This window comes from Bacillus cereus group sp. Sample62 (genome assembly GCF_036851315.1).
Classification (GTDB): Bacteria; Bacillota; Bacilli; order Bacillales; family Bacillaceae_G; genus Bacillus_A; species Bacillus_A wiedmannii.
In genome coordinates this window covers 3,107,321-3,123,434 of the sequence record NZ_JAFLPK010000001.1, presented here as the reverse complement: position 1 = coordinate 3,123,434, position 16,114 = coordinate 3,107,321, and the positions used below count along the sequence as shown (strand labels likewise).

The following is a 16,114-nucleotide window of genomic DNA, read 5'->3' as shown; positions in this document are numbered from 1 at the left end:
TCGGTAAAGGGCTATGAAAATAAGTTTTTCTTCTTTACATCCTTTTGTGAATTTTTTCTATTATATCGGGGTGATGATACTATGTATGATGTGTCTTCATCCTCTTTTTTTAATTGGGGCAATATTATTAATCTTTATAATAAATATAATGCAAGGTAATAGCGAAAAGATTAGAAAGATGTTACCGAGCACAATCATTTTCTTTTTTATGGTCATTTTATTTAATTCGTTATTAACGCATAGAGGTCGAACTACGTTATTTTGGTTAGGTGATAGCCGTATTAAGCTTGAGGCGATTATGTTTGGAGTAGTAATGGGGTTATTATTAGTTGCGATTATGTTTACGTTTGCTTCGTATAATGATATTATTTCAAGTCATAAATTTTTATATTTGTTTTCTAGAATTTCACCGAAAGTAGCATTGTTAACGATGATTACAGTGCGGTTTGTTCCTTTGTTTATGAGGCGATTACAGAAAATAACACTCGTCCAAAAAACGAAAGGTGTACAAGTAGATGCAGGTTCAATTGTAGAACGGGTGAAAAATGGTATGCAATTGCTGCAAGTATTATTAATTTGTTCTTTAGAAGATGCACTGCAAACAGCAGATTCTATGCAAGCTCGTGGGTTTGGTGTAACGAAGCGTACGACATATATTCGGTATAGAATGGAAAGACGAGATTGGTATACGCTCAGTTATTTAAGTATTCTACTTATCATTGCTATTATATGTAGTACGTATGGCGGGGGAAAGTTAATCATTTATCCGAAAGTCGAATCTATTCTATTTCAGCAATACGATGGAGTGATGTTTGTCGTACTTACGATGTTTATTAGTTTACCAATTATAATGGAAGGAAGGGAATGGATATGGTGGCGCATGCAGAAATAAACAATTTATCATTTGTATATGCTGATGAAGACGAATATGCGTTACAGCATATTTCTCTTTCTATTCAAAAAGGAGAGTTTATTGCACTTGCCGGCGGATCAGGCTCTGGGAAGACGACTTTATTAAAACATTTTAAAAAAGAATTACTTCCAATTGGGACACGTTCAGGAGAAATTTTTTATGATGACGTTTTATTAGAGGAAGTACCTGATTTATTATCTGCACAAGAAATTGGTATGGTATTTCAAAATCCAGAAAATCAGCTCGTAATGGATACGGTAATTCAAGAATTAGCATTTTCTTTAGAAAATATCGGGTTACCATCACAGATTATTCAAAAACGAATAGCAGAGCTTATTAGCTTCTTAGGGTTTCAAGATTTATTGCATCAATCTGTTCATACGTTATCTGGCGGGCAAAAGCAGCTCGTCAATTTAGCTGCGGTATTAGTTATGCAGCCGAAATTATTATTATTAGATGAACCGACGGCGCAGTTAGATCCAATTGCAGCGAAAGAGTTTTTAGGATTGTTAAAACGTATTAACGAAGAACTTGGCATTACGATCGTTTTAAGTGAACATCGTTTAGATGAGGTGATACCACTTGCTACGCGCGTTATTTGTATGGATAACGGCCAAATCGTGTATGATGGCAGCCCTAAAACGGTTATAGCGAACATGTGGGAAGTCGAACAGTTCCGTCCATTTATTCCGCAAATTCCAAGATTGTTTTTAGAGTGGAATGTAGAAGATATTCCATTTACAGTGCGAGAAGCACAAATGAAACTGAATAACTTTTCAGCGATATCATATGTGAATGAGCCAGTAGCAAAAAGTGAAAAGCGAGAAGTCATTTTAAATGCAGAGCATATATCTTTTCAATATGAAAAAAATAGTTCACTTATTTTACGAGATTTAACAGTATCGATTGAAAAAGGAAAATGGGTAGCTCTCGTTGGAAAAAATGGTACAGGGAAGTCTACACTGTTAACGATTTTAGCGGGATTGCAAAAAGCGAGAAGAGGGAAAGTAAAGTGGAATGGGAAAGTCATACATAAAATTGATTCGAAAGAACGATTTAAAAGGATCGGGTATGTATCACAACATCCGTATTATCATTTTACATTTGATACAGTGTGGGAAGAAGTGTATGAACGTGCACGTGAATTATACGGAGAACAAGGAAAAGAAATAGCAGAAGATATGCTAAAACAGTTTTGGTTACATTCGCTTAAAGAACGCCATCCGCACGATTGTAGCGGGGGAGAGCAACAACTACTTGCGTTATGTACAACGTTATTATCAAAGCCAACTTTATTACTACTTGATGAACCGACAAAAGGATTAGATCCATGGAAGAAAGAAAGAGTAGGAGAGCTATTTAGGAAGTTACAACAAGAAGGTACAACAATTGTAATGGCAACGCATGATATTGAGTTTGCAGCGAAATACGTTGATCAATGCATGATGTTATTTGACGGAGCAGTTATTATGAATGATGCACCGAAGGAATTTTTTAGTGGAAACTTCTTTTATACAACATCTATCAATCGATTCATTCGAAAAGAGTTGCCACATGCATTAACGTGGGAGGATGTGTATGAAGCGTGTCCAAACGATATGTTGCATTCATAATATGTATTTTTGCAGTGATAATAGGCACATTACTCTTTACTACACTTATTATGGACGGTTATTACATGTTAAGTAGTATGTTTTTATTAGTTGTTATTATGTTACCTTTCTATATCCGCTTTGAAAGAAAGGCTTTTGTTTCACGTGAAATTGTGCTCGTTGCTGTGTTAGCGGCAATTGCAGCAGTTAGTCGTGTACCATTTTCTATTTTACCAAGTGTACAACCGACTTCTTTTGTTATTATCGTTTCTGCAATTGTGTTTGGGAGTGAAACTGGTTTTATGATTGGGGCAACAGCGGCTATCGTATCTAATATCTTTTTAGGACAAGGTCCGTGGACGCCGTGGCAAATGTTTTCGTGGGGTATGATTGGTTTTATAGCTGGATTATTACGTAATACATTTTTAATGAAAAAGCTATGGGGAAGACTCCTATACGGATTATTTGTTGGATTTTTATTTGGCTGGATTATGAACTTTTGGGGGCTTCTCGGTTTCATACGTGAGGCAACGTGGGAAGCTGTCATTTCGTATTATATCGCAAGTTTTTATTTCGATTTGAGCCATGCGATTTCGAATGTTGTTTTCTTACTATTATTTAGTACGTCTTGGATTACGATTCTTACAAGATTTAAAAAGAAATATGGCATATTAGATAAGCATAACATGGCATAGAAAAGCATACTCATATAAGGTAGGGTCGCGACTTACATATTCGTTTGCCTCTTTCATGCTTCTTACATATTGTAAGGAGCATTTTTTATTGTCAAAAAATAGATTCAATATATATCCGTTATTATATAAAATTATTTGTATAATAGCAGGTGAGAACTATTTTCAAAAGGGAGGTGTATAGTTAATGAAGTTAGTTATTCCGAAGCAACATGGTGCATGGGCCATGCTCGTTATACCATTTCTATTAAGTGTCATACTTGGGAAACCTACTATTTATCATATTCCATTGTTTTTAGCTTGGTTCTTTATCTATTTAGCTACGTATCCATTTCTTACGTACATAAAGCAAAGACGAAAAAAAGAGTTTTTACATGCAGCAATTGTATATTTTATCATCGCGTTCGTATTTGGAATGATTTCTCTATTATATGAATGGCGAATTCTTTTATTCGTAGTAGTAATAATTCCATTTTTTATAGTAAATATGTATTACGCTCGTCAAAAAAATGAAAGAGCATTACTAAATGACATAAGTGCGATTATTATTTTTTGTATTGGTGGTTTAGTTAGTTATTATTTTTCAATGAAACTTATAGATAAAACAGCATTATTTATTGCGCTTATTTTATTTTTATATTTTTTAGGAAGTACATTTTATGTAAAAACGATGATTCGCGAGAAAAATAACCCGAAGTATCGTCTTATATCATGGGGGTATCATATCCTATTAACAATCATTGTATTTTCTGTGAATCCGTGGTGTTCTCTTATTTTTATACCGAGTGTCATTCGAGCAATTATGTTGTATGGCAAAAAAATTTCTATTATAAAAGTAGGGGTTTTAGAAATTGCTAATTCTGTATATTTTTTAATCATAACGGTAATAATTATGAAGTATGCCATTTGAAAAAGCTTCCCACCTTATGATGGGAAGCTTTTTCAATCTTGTTCTAAAATATGAACTGTGTAATCACAGCGTTGAATAGCTTGTTCGATCGCATAAAGTGATTGTTCAATACGAGCGCGATTAAAATCTTTTTCAACGGTCTGTAGCGCTTCTTCTAAACAATGTTTTGCTTCTTGTAATGATTGAAAAGAATTTTGGACATATCCGCGAGCATTTTCGTGCATTTCATAATCCTCCTTGCATATTCATATATGTATAGTATGAACAGTAAGGAACAAAATATAATTTGTTATATTTATTTGACAATTAAAACGAAATTACGTATAGTAGGATTTAAGTGAATATTTTCTTATCCAGAGAGGTGGAGGGACTGGCCCGATGAAACCCAGCAACCGCGATGCAGGTGCTAATTCCAGCAGAACATATTTGTTCTGGGAGATAAGACGAAGATATATACGTAACTTCTTCTTATCGGAGAGGTTTTTTTGTTGCAAAAAAACCGATTACGAAAATTTATATTAAGAAGAAAGGGGTTGCGAAGTACTGTGACACTCGAAAAATACGTAAAACTGCGTAGTACAGTTTATGAATATATGATAGAGCAAGATAAGCCAATATCATTGTTAGATATTCAAGAACATATCGTTTCGCATCATGAAGGAAAATTCACGAAAAAGATGTTACATCAATTTTATTTATCAAGACTATTAGATGAACTGAAACTGGATGGGAAAATTACATTAGCTGATGAATATCTCTATACTGAAAAAGGGGTATTTTATAAGGCGGGAAAAGGGAGCTAAGCTCTCTTTTTTTTGAAGTATGTAGAGTAAAAGACTGCTTAAGCAGCCTGATACAAGGGAATGGTGTTGAGTGTGTAGTGTCAAAGATTGAATGTGCCTGAAAGAGGCACTTCATATCGGCTGCAAATGAAAAGAGACACCTCCGCCGAATAGGTGTCAGTCGTTTTGTCATATAGACTTGCTATTTGACAGTTATTAGAATAACATGCAGGGTTTTGGAAGTCAAAAGGGAATTAAAGGAAGAGGTGTTGTTATGTACGCTTACTTACTAAATGATATAACGAAATGGATTCCTAAGTACATTATGGATAAAGGTTATGAATATTATGAAGAAGGACATGTAGAAGATGTTGAAATACAAGAAAAGAAAATATTTGCTTTTGTTACTGGAAATGCAGGAAACTATGAAGTAATGATTGATCTTGAAAATTTTACAGAAAGTAGCTGCGAGTGTCCATATGAGAATTATTGTAAGCATATGGCGGCAGTTGTTTATGATATTCAAGGTGCTGGTGAAAGTACGGTTAAAGAGAAGCTGAAAGATTTAGAAAAGGAAGAGTTACTTACCGTATTAAACCGTTTATTACAAAGTTCGAAAAACGTGCAAATTGTAGAGAAGATGTTAAAGAAGGGGAAACTTTAACTTATAGAGGGAGTTGTTTTGTAATGAATGTACTAATTGTATACGCTCATCCTAGTCCTTCCAGTTTTAACGCGGCGATATTAAAGCATGTGCAAAAAGGATTACAAGAAACAAATCATTCGGTTACGGTACTTGATTTATATAAGGAACAATTTGATCCAGTCCTTGTATTTAATGAAGAGAAGAAAAGACGTGATTTAGTAAATGAAGAAGAAACAGCTCGGTACAGAACGTTAGTGGAAGAAGCGGATACGCTTCTCTTCATCTATCCGATATGGTGGTGGGGGATGCCTGCTATTTTAAAAGGATTTATTGATCGCATTTTCGTAGCTGGATTTGCTTATAAATATGAAGGTGCCCTGCCGAAAGGATTATTGAGCGGAAAGAAAGCGTGGGTGATTAATACGTTGGACTCGCCTTTATGGTACGTCGCATTATTATACCGATCAGCAGATTGGATTATGATGAAGAGAGGCGTGTTACGTTTTTGCGGCATTCGCGATATAAAACGGTCAGTTTTCCAATCAGTGAAAACGAGTAAACTAGAGAAGCGGGAAAAGTGGTTATTACAAATAGAAGAAAAGGCTCGTACGTTATGAATGAAATGGAACGTATTATAAATTGTTGCCAGTATGATAACGAACTTTTTCGTACATATATTAATCACTTAGTTCAATTGAAGAAATGCAGTGAAACGTTTCAACAAATGATGATTCAATTAAGAAATGATTATTTAATAAGAGGGATTTGTGAAAGAGAAGTTGATGAGGTAGTAAGAGGAAGTAAAGAATATGATACATATTTTCTTCCTAAAGCGTTACAGTGGAATTTCCTTAAGAAAAATCCACATTTAATTGAAAAAGTATGTGAAGATTTTTTTGCATGTGAGGCATTACATCTTACGGAGATAGAGTGGGAGGCCATAATAAATTTCATGGGAAATAAGTGATTTATTATGTAAAAAAGCTAGTATAAAACTAGCTTTTCGTTTAGATAAATAAGAAACATAGACTAATGATAAATCCTGCATATAGTAAGTTAACAACGCAAAATCCCATAATATCACGAGCACCTAAACCAGCTATCGCTAATGCCGGTAATGCCCAGAAAGGTTGAATTAAATTCGTCCAAGCATCGCCCCACGCAATTGCCATTGCTGTTTTTGCAGCAGGTACACCAAGTTCAGCGCCAGCTGGAATCATAATTGGTGCCTGGACAGCCCATTGACCGCCACCAGATGGAACGAAAATATTAACAATGCCAGCACTTAAAAAAGTAAAGAGCGGGAAGGTAGTTTCGTTTGAAATGCTAATAAAGAAATTCGAAATAGCTCCTCCAAGTGAAAGTCCTTCACTATTTGCTCCAATCATCATTCCCATAATTCCTGCGTAAAACGGAAATTGAAGTAAAATACCAGAAGCACTTTTCGTAGAGTCCGAAAAAGCGCGAATATATTGAATCGGAGTACGGTGGAAAATAAGTCCAGCAATTAATAACATAAAAATCACGATATCGAGAGTAAGGTTAAAGCCTTTCGTATAAAAGTAATTGAAAATATAAATGAGACCTAACAATCCAACGCAAAGTGTAATAATGATACTATTTTCCATTTTTTCAGCGAACGTATTGTTCCCTACCTCTTGAGCGGCAGCTTCTTCATGAAATACGCTAGGATCTACCGTTATCGTATGTTTTTCATCTGGATGCATCGCTTTATTAATGAGAGGCATCGTAACGAGAAAAATAATAACTGGTACAAGTGCGTATGGTGAGAATAGCGTTTCTGTTATTGGAATCGCTTCTTTAATACTTCCAGCTGTCGTTTTAATTAACGTTTCACCGCCAGTTGCTAACGTAAGAGGAATAGAAGCAGAAAGCCCCGCATGCCAAATGAGAAATCCAGAGTAAGAAGAAGCAATGGCTAGTCTATAATCCAATCCTTCGAGCTGCCTTGCCACTTCTTTTGCATATAAAACAGATACAACAATACCAAATCCCCAGTTTATGTATGCCCCAAGTAAACTTACGATTGAAATGGCAATAATACCTTGTCCATTCGTTTTCGGTAACCTTGCAGCTTTCGTTAATCCTTTTTTAATAAGAGGCGCGTTTGCTAAAGCAGATCCTGTCACGAGTACAAGTGCCATTTGCATAGAAAAGGCGAGAAGTCCCCAAATTCCATCACCCCAATGAGTGATCATTTGGACAGGCGTTTGGTGCGTTGCAAACATGCCGAAGAAGATAACAAAAACAGTTAATAAACATGATAAAATAAACGGTTCTGGCAAGAAACGTTGCACTAAGGCGACGCAACCATTTGTAAAAGAACGAAACAAAATAGATCAACCTCCTTATGTATATTTATTACAATTATTCGAGGTTGTTTAGTTGATAACCTTTTAAAGTTAGAAGATTCTGATATTTTTAAAGAGATTGAACTTCTACGTCGATACGTTACTTCATTTTGAATTGAAATATTTTAAATAAGGAGTACCATCATCACCTTGACAGAAAAAGTTGCTTTTTCCCCAATATGAAATATTGCATATAAAAATGAATTGATACAAATGTAAAAGCTTATTATAATGAAAGCATAAATACTCAACACATCTTAATACAGCAAAGAGGAGGAAGTAATATGGAAATCGCAATGGCAGTTTTAAAATTTTTAGGTGGAGTAATTCCTTTAGTCCAAGAGCTTTTAAAAGCATTTATGTAAGTTTATTCGTTAGCTATCATTTATCAATCATTATTATATCTTACTAAAAAAGAACGGGGTTATTTTTCTGAATATTAAGAAAAACACTAAAAGAAGAAAGTTCCTTGCATGTTTATTAGTTAGTCTATGTACCATTAATTATTCGTCTATTTCTTTTGCAGAAACACAATCTGGAAATGCAACTGATATAACTAAAAATGCTAGTAGCATTGATACTGGTATAGCAAGCCTTAAATATAATAATCAAGAGGTTTTAGCTGTAAATGGTGATAAGGTAGCGAGTTTTGTTCCGAAAGAAAGTATCAATTCAAATGGTAAATTTGTAGTAGTGGAACGTGAGAAAAAATCACTTACAACGTCACCAGTCGATATTTCAATTATTGATTCTGTAGCAAATCGCACGTATCCAGGAGCTGTACAACTTGCCAATAAAGCTTTTGCAGACAATCAACCGAGTTTATTAGTGGCTAAGAGAAAGCCTTTGAATATTAGTATAGACTTACCTGGCATGAGAAAAGAAAATACAATCACTGTCCAAAATCCGACATATGGTAATGTGGCTGGAGCAGTAGATGATTTAGTATCTACTTGGAATGAAAAGTATTCTAAAACACATACGTTACCTGCAAGAATGCAGTATACAGAATCTATGGTTTATAGTAAATCACAAATCGCAAGTGCCCTTAACGTTAACGCTAAATATCTCGATAACAGTCTAAATATTGACTTTAATGCGGTTGCAGATGGAGAGAAGAAAGTGATGGTGGCGGCGTATAAGCAAATATTCTATACCGTAAGTGCTGAACTACCTAACAATCCATCCGATCTTTTTGATAATAGTGTTACTTTTGATGAGTTAACTCGTAAAGGAGTAAGTAATTCGGCTCCACCTGTTATGGTTTCAAATGTAGCTTATGGTAGAACAGTTTATGTAAAATTAGAAACAACATCTAAGAGCAAAGATGTACAAGCTGCTTTTAAAGCCTTACTTAAGAATAACAGCGTCGAAACGAGTGGACAGTACAAAGATATTTTTGAAGAAAGTACCTTTACTGCTGTAGTATTAGGTGGAGATGCGAAAGAGCATAACAAGGTTGTTACTAAAGATTTCAATGAAATTCGAAATATCATTAAAGATAATGCTGAATTAAGTCTTAAAAATCCAGCATACCCAATTTCATATACAAGTACTTTCTTAAAAGATAATGCAACTGCTGCTGTTCATAACAATACAGATTATATCGAGACTACAACTACAGAGTATTCAAGTGCAAAAATGACACTTGATCATTACGGTGCTTACGTTGCTCAATTTGATGTATCTTGGGATGAATTCACATTTGATCAAAATGGTAAAGAAATATTAACACATAAAACATGGGAAGGAAGCGGTAGAGACAAAACGGCTCATTACTCTACAGTTATACCACTTCCTCCGAATTCAAAAAATATAAAAATCGTAGCAAGAGAATGTACAGGTCTTGCATGGGAATGGTGGAGAACCATTATTAATGAACAAAATGTTCCACTAACAAATGAAATAAAGGTTTCAATTGGAGGAACAACATTATACCCAACTACTAATATTAGTCATTAGGTTGGAGTAAAGCGCCCTGGTTATAGGGCGCTTTTTTACTTGTTTGAAAGAATATCGGTGTTTTTAGATGTATCATAATCAATTCGCAAATCTTGTAATCATATTTTTTTATGGCTGTATCAATGTTATTAATGATTGCATTCCCCATTATTAAATCCCCATAAATGTAGCCTATCTTAGGTTGATAGTGATGCATGGTGCCTCCATGTATATAAATGCAGTTTGTCGAAATTATTAAAAAGGGGAATTTTTCTATTTGAAGAACTAATAATTGATTGTCAATTTGTATTAGAAATCTCAATCTAAACTAAAGGAGAACAAAATGGGACAAAATAATAAGGGCTTTTCTGAAACAGGATTGCGCAAAATGCGCAATATATTGGCGCGGCATGTCGATTCTGGAAAGATTCCTGGGCTCGTCGCCTTAGTCAGCCGAAACGGCGAGACGCATGTCGAAGCGCTTGGAACAATGAGGCATGATGGTGGTGCACCAATGCGTCGGGACACGATTTTTCGATTGGCGTCCACTAGCAAGCCAATCGCAGTTTCACCAGTAATGGTTCTGCTCGATGAGTGCAAACTGCATTTAGACGACCCAGTAGACAAATGGCTACCGGAACTCGCCGACCGGCAAGTGTTGAAACAGCCCGATGGCCCGCTAGAAGAGACCGTCCCAGCACGACGTCCTATCACTGTAAGAGACTTGTTGACCTCCACATTCGGGCTTGGAGTGGATCTCACGTTGATGGGTTCTCCAATCATGAACGCGTTCTTCGAGAGTGGGATATTCGACACGCCAGGTCAGGATATGCCCGATCCAGATGAGTTTATGCGTCGCCTAGGTGCACTTCCGCTAAGCTATCAGCCCGGAGAGCGGTGGCAGTATCATATCAGTATAGAAGTAATCGGCGTTCTTGTTGCCAGGGTCACGGGTCAGACGTTCGAGTCGTTCTTGCGCGAACGTATATTCGACCCGCTAGGAATGAAGGACACTGGATTCTACGTACCTCAGCTCAAAATTGATCGGCTTCCACCAGCCTTCAACCCCAATCCGCAGACAGGTGAATTCATCGTGTGGGATGAGGGGGCGGATGGACGTTATAGCAAACCACCAGCATTCCAAGCAGGCGGTGGTGGACTGCTTGGAACCGTCGACGATTATCACGCGTATTTGCAGATGCTTTTGAATAAAGGGATGCACGGTACTAAACGGATCCTGTCTAGGCCCGCAGTCCAGCTGATGACCACCAACCGTCTTACTCCGGAACAACAAGTATACCGAGACGATTTGGCCAAAAATAACGTCCATTTGTCGTTCGGACAAGGGATCCAAGGTGGCTGGGGCTTTGGGATGGCGGTACGTACCTATCTTGGAGACTACGCGTCTATTGGTCAATTCGGCTGGGATGGTGGAACCGGTACTTCAGCTTACGCTGATCCAGATAAACAGTTTATTGGAATTCTGTTCACTCAGGTTGGGATGTCCACTCCGGCCCCATCGCATCTTATCCAAGACTTCTGGACTACGGTCTATCAAGCAATCGAAGAATAGGGTACGTTTAAAGGAAAACGCCAAGACGGATAGATAATCATAGGCTTGATGGCCACGATCAACACCATGGTTAAAAGTTAGGATAGGACCGTGTTGGAAGTACTGCGGTAACAGTTGGGCATTATTAATAATAGCACAACAAAAAATCCTCTTGGATGCAAGAGGATTTTTTTATTGGGAATAGTAAGGACGAGAGGAGGTGCATTACATATGGGAAAAGGTAGAAGTAATAATGCTGGTAAAAAGCAACCGAATTTCGATGATTCATCTAATTTCGCTAAACAAAGCCAACCGACAGAAAAGAAGAAGAAGTAAAAAAAGGATCTCTCTTGATAAAGAGAGATCCTTTTTTTAATATATTGACGTTTCGGCACAACATATCGATTGCTCAACCAAATAGTCATTATAGTCATTCATGCAAGGCTTAAACTTCTTCGAATGGAAGTTAATTTAATATTATTGTCCTGCTTTTTATAATGCTTCTTCACGTTTACCTTATTTAAAAAGCCAATAAAAAGAGACACGTTTCCTAAATAAACGAGCTCTTAATGGAGTATTATCTTTATTTTGAGCATTTAATAAAATTCTCCAATTTATATTTTATAATAGTCTATGAAATGTAATTAATTAAATTTAAAATTTATATAGTAAGTTATAAAAATTTATGAAGAACTTTAAATATATTATTCCACAATCAGGCCAAATTATAGAGTGAAAGTTCTACTAGGGCTAAAAATATTGAGAGACATGAGGAGAGGGTTACATTGACTATTTATGAGCAATTTATAGAGGCTCTTAAAGAAAAAATAGGTGATACTGTAACATCAGCAGAGATAAAGGACAGATTAATAACAAAATTTAATACAGAACCGGGGAGTATTAATCCTGCTGATTATTGTTATAACCGTTATAACAAAGGGAGAGCGGTTAATAAAAATCTGTTTATATATATAAATAAAAAAACTTATAGATATGTAGGTGAAAATTATCCTTATACAGGATTAGTTTTTCACAAACCTAAAGGGACAGATTGTGAATATGTTGTAGGTGAGTGGGATAATGGGAAACTTCTTGTCTATAAGGATAAGGATAAAATAGGAATCTCACAAATTAAAAAGTTATATGAGGCATACTTTGAAATGTTACGATTTGAAATGAATGTTCTTGGTTGTAAGGCGACTGAATTAAGGCATCTTATAGGTCGTCTAGGTGAATTTTTTGTGTTCTTTACACAAATGGTGAGCTATCCAAAGTGACGAATCAGCATGGATATGATGTCATTAAAGATGGGCGAAGAATAAGTGTTAAAACAACTGCCCAAGAAAAAGGGTTTATCACGATCAATCAAAACACATTTGACCATTTTGATGATTTCTTCGTAGTTCAGTATAAAGATGATGATTTGAAACTATTATTTTATGGGCCAAAGGAAGAGATTCCATCGCTTAGACCATATGGGAATACTTATGAGGTTGATATAAATTCTTTAAAGAGAGTAGAAAAGACCCTTCTATAAGAGTGTCTTTTCTTATAGTTTTTTAGCAGAAGCAGGCAGTTCCAATGATGATTAATAAAATAAACAATATAACTAATAAAGCAAATCCTTCAGAAAAACCGCAACTACCACCAAATCCCATAATAGTTCCGCCTTTAATAAGAGGGAACAACAGGGGTATGCTCATGTATTTACATTCTAAACAAAAACATATTTGGAGCCACTTTGCATTCTTATCATTAATTTTAACTTTTTGTTCAGGATTACAAGCTCTAGCATTTTGGACAATCCGTTTAGATTTCGATATTTCTTGGTGGATTCCTAGTTTATATTTATTAGTTTACCCATGCTTCTTTTTAAAAAGTATTTGGAGAGAGTGTGGATGGTATGAGAGTAACATGAGAAAAGAAAGAAAAGAGTTCATTTAATATAAAAAAGAAAGGATCTTTAAGCACATTCGAATTCTAGATCAGTTTTTTCGCTAGCCATATAGCAGAAGTAAAAATAGAAGTTAAACAATTTTTGAAATGAAGATAGCCAATGTTTCCTTAATATAGGAAGCATCGGCCTGTATTATGTATATTGAGTGAGTTTACGTTTCTGGAATAATTGTAATAGCGACAGTCCGAACCGGAGCCTCTATTTCGTCGTCTTTACTTTGGCTATTGTAGTATTTAATCATTAATTCGTTAAGTTCATTTTGAAACTTTCCAAAGTGTTCTTCATCTAGCTTTAATTCTACTACAGAAAAAGTAGCCTTATCTTCTTGACTGTTTTGTTCTTCTAATTTCTTAAGGTAACTTTGATATTGTGTCATAAGTGATAACTGGTAATAAGAAATGTAGTTTAACTTGTCATCATCAGATAATCCTTTCCACTCACTTCCTTCAATTTTTGCATCTTCTTCATTGATTGCGTAATATTTTTCAGAAACAGATTTCACCTTTTTTTCGTTAATTACATGGACGATACCAGAATCAACCATAGTTTGTAGCTGTCTATATAGTGTTGCTTGTGGTACATTTTTAATGATTTTTACCATTTCTAATGGTGTTAGCCCATCTTCCTTATTTCTCATTAACACTTGGCAAATTTTCATTCTTACAGGATGCATTAAAATTTCAACTTTATTACTCATTATATCACCTTATGTATTGTTTTTTTATTCTCATTATAAATAATGAGAATAATGATTGCAATCCATCCGTTTTTATTTTATCATTATCAATAATGATAATGAGATTTGAAAGGAGTGATGACAATGAAAATACATTATGGATTGAATGATCTTAAAGACATTGATATTATGGCTTTTCTACCCATTATATTGCCAGTTATTGCAGTCGGGGCACTTTTAGTTTTCATTGCATTAATTGATTTATACCGAAATAGAAAAACAAGAAAAAATGTACTTGTATGGACGCTAATTATTATTTTTGTTAACGTATTGGGACCTATTCTGTACTTTATTATAGGGAGAAAGGACAGTGAGAAATTATGAAATTAGAGATTAAAAATGTAACAAAATCATTTAAAGGGAAAATTGCTGTCAATACTTTCTCGATGGAACTGCAATCAGGGGAATGTGTAGGGTTAATCGGACCAAATGGAGCAGGGAAATCCACATTAATAAAAGTGATTTCGGATATTATTAATCCAGATGTTGGTGAAGTTTTATTGAATGGGATAAAAATATCAAAAATGAAAAGAGAAATTGGCTACTTACCGCAATACCCTAATTTTTTTCATTGGATGACGGCGCGAGAAACCCTTATGTTTATGGGACAACTTTCAGGGGTGAAAAAAGAAGTGTTGTCAAAGTCTATACCAGAAATTTTGGAGAAAGTTGGATTAAGTGGAGAAGAAGGTTCAAAGGTGAGTGCCTTTTCTGGGGGAATGAAACAAAGACTCGGTATTGCACAAGCATTACTGCATAAACCGGCGCTTATTGTCATGGATGAACCAGTATCCGCATTAGATCCAATCGGCCGACGGGAAGTATTGAATTTGATTGAAGAAATAAAAAAAGATACAACCATTTTATTATCAACCCATATATTAAGCGATGCGGAAGAAATCTGTGAACGATTTGTCATGATTAAAGATGGAACAAAGATAGAAGATACAACAATTACTGAGCTTTTGCACCGCAATAGCGAAAATAAATTAATCATTGAAATCACAGCTAAAGATCGAGAGTGGATTGATGTTGTAAAAAAGTTGCCCTATGTGAAGGACGTAGAAGTAATTGGGCTTAAAATCAAAGTGAAGGTTGAAAGTATCGAAATAAACAAAAATATGTTACTGCAAAATGCACTCGAACATAAAGTGAACATCGTTAAATTTGAAATAAGTAACGATACTCTAGAAGAAATTTTCTTGAAATTGGTGGTGCAAAAATGAGTAACTTACTGGTATTGATAAAAAAAGAATGTGTTCAAATGCTACGTGATTTCAAGATCATTTGGCTACCAATTGTTTTTATATTTTTAGGCGCAACACAGCCGATAGTAACTCATTATTTACCATCAATTCTAGAAGCGTTAGGTGGAGGACAGGGAATTACCATTGATCCGAGTATGATAGCACAAAAAGGGGGCGAAGTACTGGCGAGTACTTTGGGTTCTCAGTTTGATCAGCTCGGACTTATGATTCTAGTAATTTCTATGATGGGTGCCATTCAAACAGACAAAGCTAACGGTATGTTAGCCTTTATTTTAACAAGACCTGTTACGGTTACTTCATATATAGCGGGGAAAATAGTATCAAATTATGTAATCGTATCGTTCAGTGTAATGATTGGGTACTTTACTTCTTATCTATATATAAACTACCTTTTTACTGCTGTTCCGTTTTTGCACATGATTACTGGCTTACTATTTTATTTAATTTGGGTTCTTTTTATCGTATCTTTCACAACAATGACAAGTGCTATTTTTCAAACTCAAGGTATTATTGCGCTAATTTCAATTGTTTTTCTTTTAGCTTGTAGAATAATTGTCGGTTTGAATCCAATAATAGATCAGGTTAATCCAGCCAGTATGAGTAAGTATGCAATGGAAACGTTAGTCACGGGGGTAGTAAATTCAAACGCAATAATTAATGGATTACTAACTATAATTTGGATTTTATTGACACTCTTCGTAACGTATTATTGGATTGCTAATAAAAAGTTTAATTATGAATAACCGTGATGAG

General features: G+C 35.2%; 17 protein-coding genes, 2 pseudogenes and 1 riboswitch. Of the genes and pseudogenes, 15 read left to right on the top strand and 4 right to left on the bottom strand.

What is annotated here, in order from left to right; all coding sequences use genetic code 11:
• The first annotated feature begins 13 nt into the window (after nucleotides 1–13).
• The 4 genes from J0835_RS15865 (at nucleotide 14) to J0835_RS15850 (ending at nucleotide 4,107) form a co-directional block, all read left to right on the top strand.
• On the top strand, nucleotides 14–892 hold the full coding sequence (locus J0835_RS15865; protein WP_087981248.1) for an energy-coupling factor transporter transmembrane component T: 879 nt from the start codon (nucleotides 14–16) through the stop codon (nucleotides 890–892).
• The gene (locus J0835_RS15860) at nucleotides 865–2,526 is read left to right on the top strand and encodes an ABC transporter ATP-binding protein (protein WP_140386835.1); all 1,662 of its coding nucleotides are present in this window, start codon (nucleotides 865–867) and stop codon (nucleotides 2,524–2,526) included. Before J0835_RS15865 ends, J0835_RS15860 begins: the two co-directional genes overlap by 28 nt.
• Nucleotides 2,499–3,200, top strand: coding sequence for an ECF transporter S component (locus J0835_RS15855; protein ID WP_087981246.1), 702 nt, complete (start codon nucleotides 2,499–2,501; stop codon nucleotides 3,198–3,200). The genes J0835_RS15860 and J0835_RS15855 overlap by 28 nt, the downstream gene beginning before the upstream one ends.
• 184 nt (nucleotides 3,201–3,384) lie before the next feature.
• Nucleotides 3,385–4,107 carry a YwiC-like family protein gene (locus J0835_RS15850; RefSeq protein ID WP_087981245.1) on the top strand — a complete coding sequence of 241 codons (723 nt, stop codon included), beginning with the start codon at nucleotides 3,385–3,387 and terminating at the stop codon, nucleotides 4,105–4,107.
• 32 nt (nucleotides 4,108–4,139) lie between these two features.
• On the opposite strand, the gene J0835_RS15845 is transcribed toward J0835_RS15850, so the two are convergent.
• Nucleotides 4,140–4,331, bottom strand: a complete 192-nt coding sequence (locus J0835_RS15845) for a hypothetical protein (protein ID WP_000545003.1) — start codon at nucleotides 4,329–4,331, stop codon at nucleotides 4,140–4,142.
• 122 nt (nucleotides 4,332–4,453) lie between these two features.
• Nucleotides 4,454–4,552: riboswitch (SAM riboswitch) on the top strand.
• Nucleotides 4,553–4,592: 40 nt separating this feature from the next.
• Here J0835_RS15845 and J0835_RS15840 point away from each other — a divergent pair.
• The 4 genes from J0835_RS15840 (at nucleotide 4,593) to J0835_RS15825 (ending at nucleotide 6,502) form a co-directional block, all read left to right on the top strand.
• Nucleotides 4,593–4,910 carry a hypothetical protein gene (locus J0835_RS15840; protein WP_002096439.1) on the top strand — a complete coding sequence of 106 codons (318 nt, stop codon included), beginning with the start codon at nucleotides 4,593–4,595 and terminating at the stop codon, nucleotides 4,908–4,910.
• Nucleotides 4,911–5,163: 253 nt separating this feature from the next.
• On the top strand, nucleotides 5,164–5,553 hold the full coding sequence (locus J0835_RS15835; RefSeq protein ID WP_087981244.1) for an SWIM zinc finger family protein: 390 nt from the start codon (nucleotides 5,164–5,166) through the stop codon (nucleotides 5,551–5,553).
• Nucleotides 5,554–5,576: 23 nt separating this feature from the next.
• A complete protein-coding gene (locus J0835_RS15830) occupies nucleotides 5,577–6,152 on the top strand; it encodes an NAD(P)H-dependent oxidoreductase (protein WP_087981243.1) in 576 nt (191 codons plus the stop codon).
• A complete protein-coding gene (locus J0835_RS15825) occupies nucleotides 6,149–6,502 on the top strand; it encodes a group-specific protein (RefSeq protein WP_140386865.1) in 354 nt (117 codons plus the stop codon). Before J0835_RS15830 ends, J0835_RS15825 begins: the two co-directional genes overlap by 4 nt.
• Before the next feature lie 40 nt (nucleotides 6,503–6,542).
• Here J0835_RS15825 and J0835_RS15820 read toward each other — a convergent pair whose 3' ends face one another.
• Nucleotides 6,543–7,889: a short-chain fatty acid transporter gene (locus J0835_RS15820; RefSeq protein WP_087981241.1), complete on the bottom strand. Its 1,347-nt coding sequence runs from the start codon at nucleotides 7,887–7,889 to the stop codon at nucleotides 6,543–6,545.
• Nucleotides 7,890–8,339: 450 nt separating this feature from the next.
• Between J0835_RS15820 and alo the strand changes: the two genes are divergently transcribed.
• The 3 genes and pseudogenes from alo (at nucleotide 8,340) to J0835_RS15805 (ending at nucleotide 12,937) form a co-directional block, all read left to right on the top strand.
• Complete coding sequence (gene alo, locus J0835_RS15815) at nucleotides 8,340–9,869, top strand: anthrolysin O/cereolysin O family cholesterol-dependent cytolysin Alo (protein WP_242250097.1); 1,530 nt, start codon at nucleotides 8,340–8,342, stop codon at nucleotides 9,867–9,869.
• 322 nt (nucleotides 9,870–10,191) lie between these two features.
• On the top strand, nucleotides 10,192–11,421 hold the full coding sequence (locus tag J0835_RS15810) for a serine hydrolase domain-containing protein (RefSeq protein WP_087981239.1): 1,230 nt from the start codon (nucleotides 10,192–10,194) through the stop codon (nucleotides 11,419–11,421).
• Between the two features lie 764 nt (nucleotides 11,422–12,185).
• Nucleotides 12,186–12,937, top strand: a pseudogene (locus J0835_RS15805) (DUF7225 domain-containing protein).
• 22 nt (nucleotides 12,938–12,959) lie between these two features.
• Here J0835_RS15805 and J0835_RS15800 read toward each other — a convergent pair.
• Nucleotides 12,960–13,010 (bottom strand): annotated as a pseudogene (locus J0835_RS15800) (YjcZ family sporulation protein); the annotation flags it as partial.
• On the opposite strand from J0835_RS15800, the gene J0835_RS15795 reads away from it, so the two are divergent.
• A complete protein-coding gene (locus J0835_RS15795; RefSeq protein WP_313897876.1) occupies nucleotides 12,988–13,344 on the top strand; it encodes a DUF5360 family protein in 357 nt (118 codons plus the stop codon). The pseudogene J0835_RS15800 and the gene J0835_RS15795 overlap by 23 nt on opposite strands.
• Before the next feature lie 164 nt (nucleotides 13,345–13,508).
• Here the strand turns inward: J0835_RS15795 and J0835_RS15790 are convergent, their stop codons facing one another.
• On the bottom strand, nucleotides 13,509–14,054 hold the full coding sequence (locus J0835_RS15790; protein ID WP_087981236.1) for a transcriptional regulator: 546 nt from the start codon (nucleotides 14,052–14,054) through the stop codon (nucleotides 13,509–13,511).
• A 123-nt stretch (nucleotides 14,055–14,177) separates the two neighbouring features.
• Between J0835_RS15790 and J0835_RS15785 the strand changes: the two genes are divergently transcribed.
• The 3 genes from J0835_RS15785 to J0835_RS15775 are packed head-to-tail and all read left to right on the top strand — an operon-like array spanning nucleotide 14,178 to nucleotide 16,104.
• Nucleotides 14,178–14,417, top strand: a complete 240-nt coding sequence (locus tag J0835_RS15785; protein ID WP_087981235.1) for a PLD nuclease N-terminal domain-containing protein — start codon at nucleotides 14,178–14,180, stop codon at nucleotides 14,415–14,417.
• Nucleotides 14,414–15,319 (top strand): ABC transporter ATP-binding protein, encoded by a 906-nt coding sequence (locus J0835_RS15780; RefSeq protein ID WP_087981234.1) that lies wholly within the window; start codon nucleotides 14,414–14,416, stop codon nucleotides 15,317–15,319. The genes J0835_RS15785 and J0835_RS15780 overlap by 4 nt, the downstream gene beginning before the upstream one ends.
• Nucleotides 15,316–16,104, top strand: a complete 789-nt coding sequence (locus J0835_RS15775) for an ABC transporter permease subunit (RefSeq protein ID WP_087981233.1) — start codon at nucleotides 15,316–15,318, stop codon at nucleotides 16,102–16,104. Before J0835_RS15780 ends, J0835_RS15775 begins: the two co-directional genes overlap by 4 nt.
• Nucleotides 16,105–16,114: the final 10 nt, after the last annotated feature.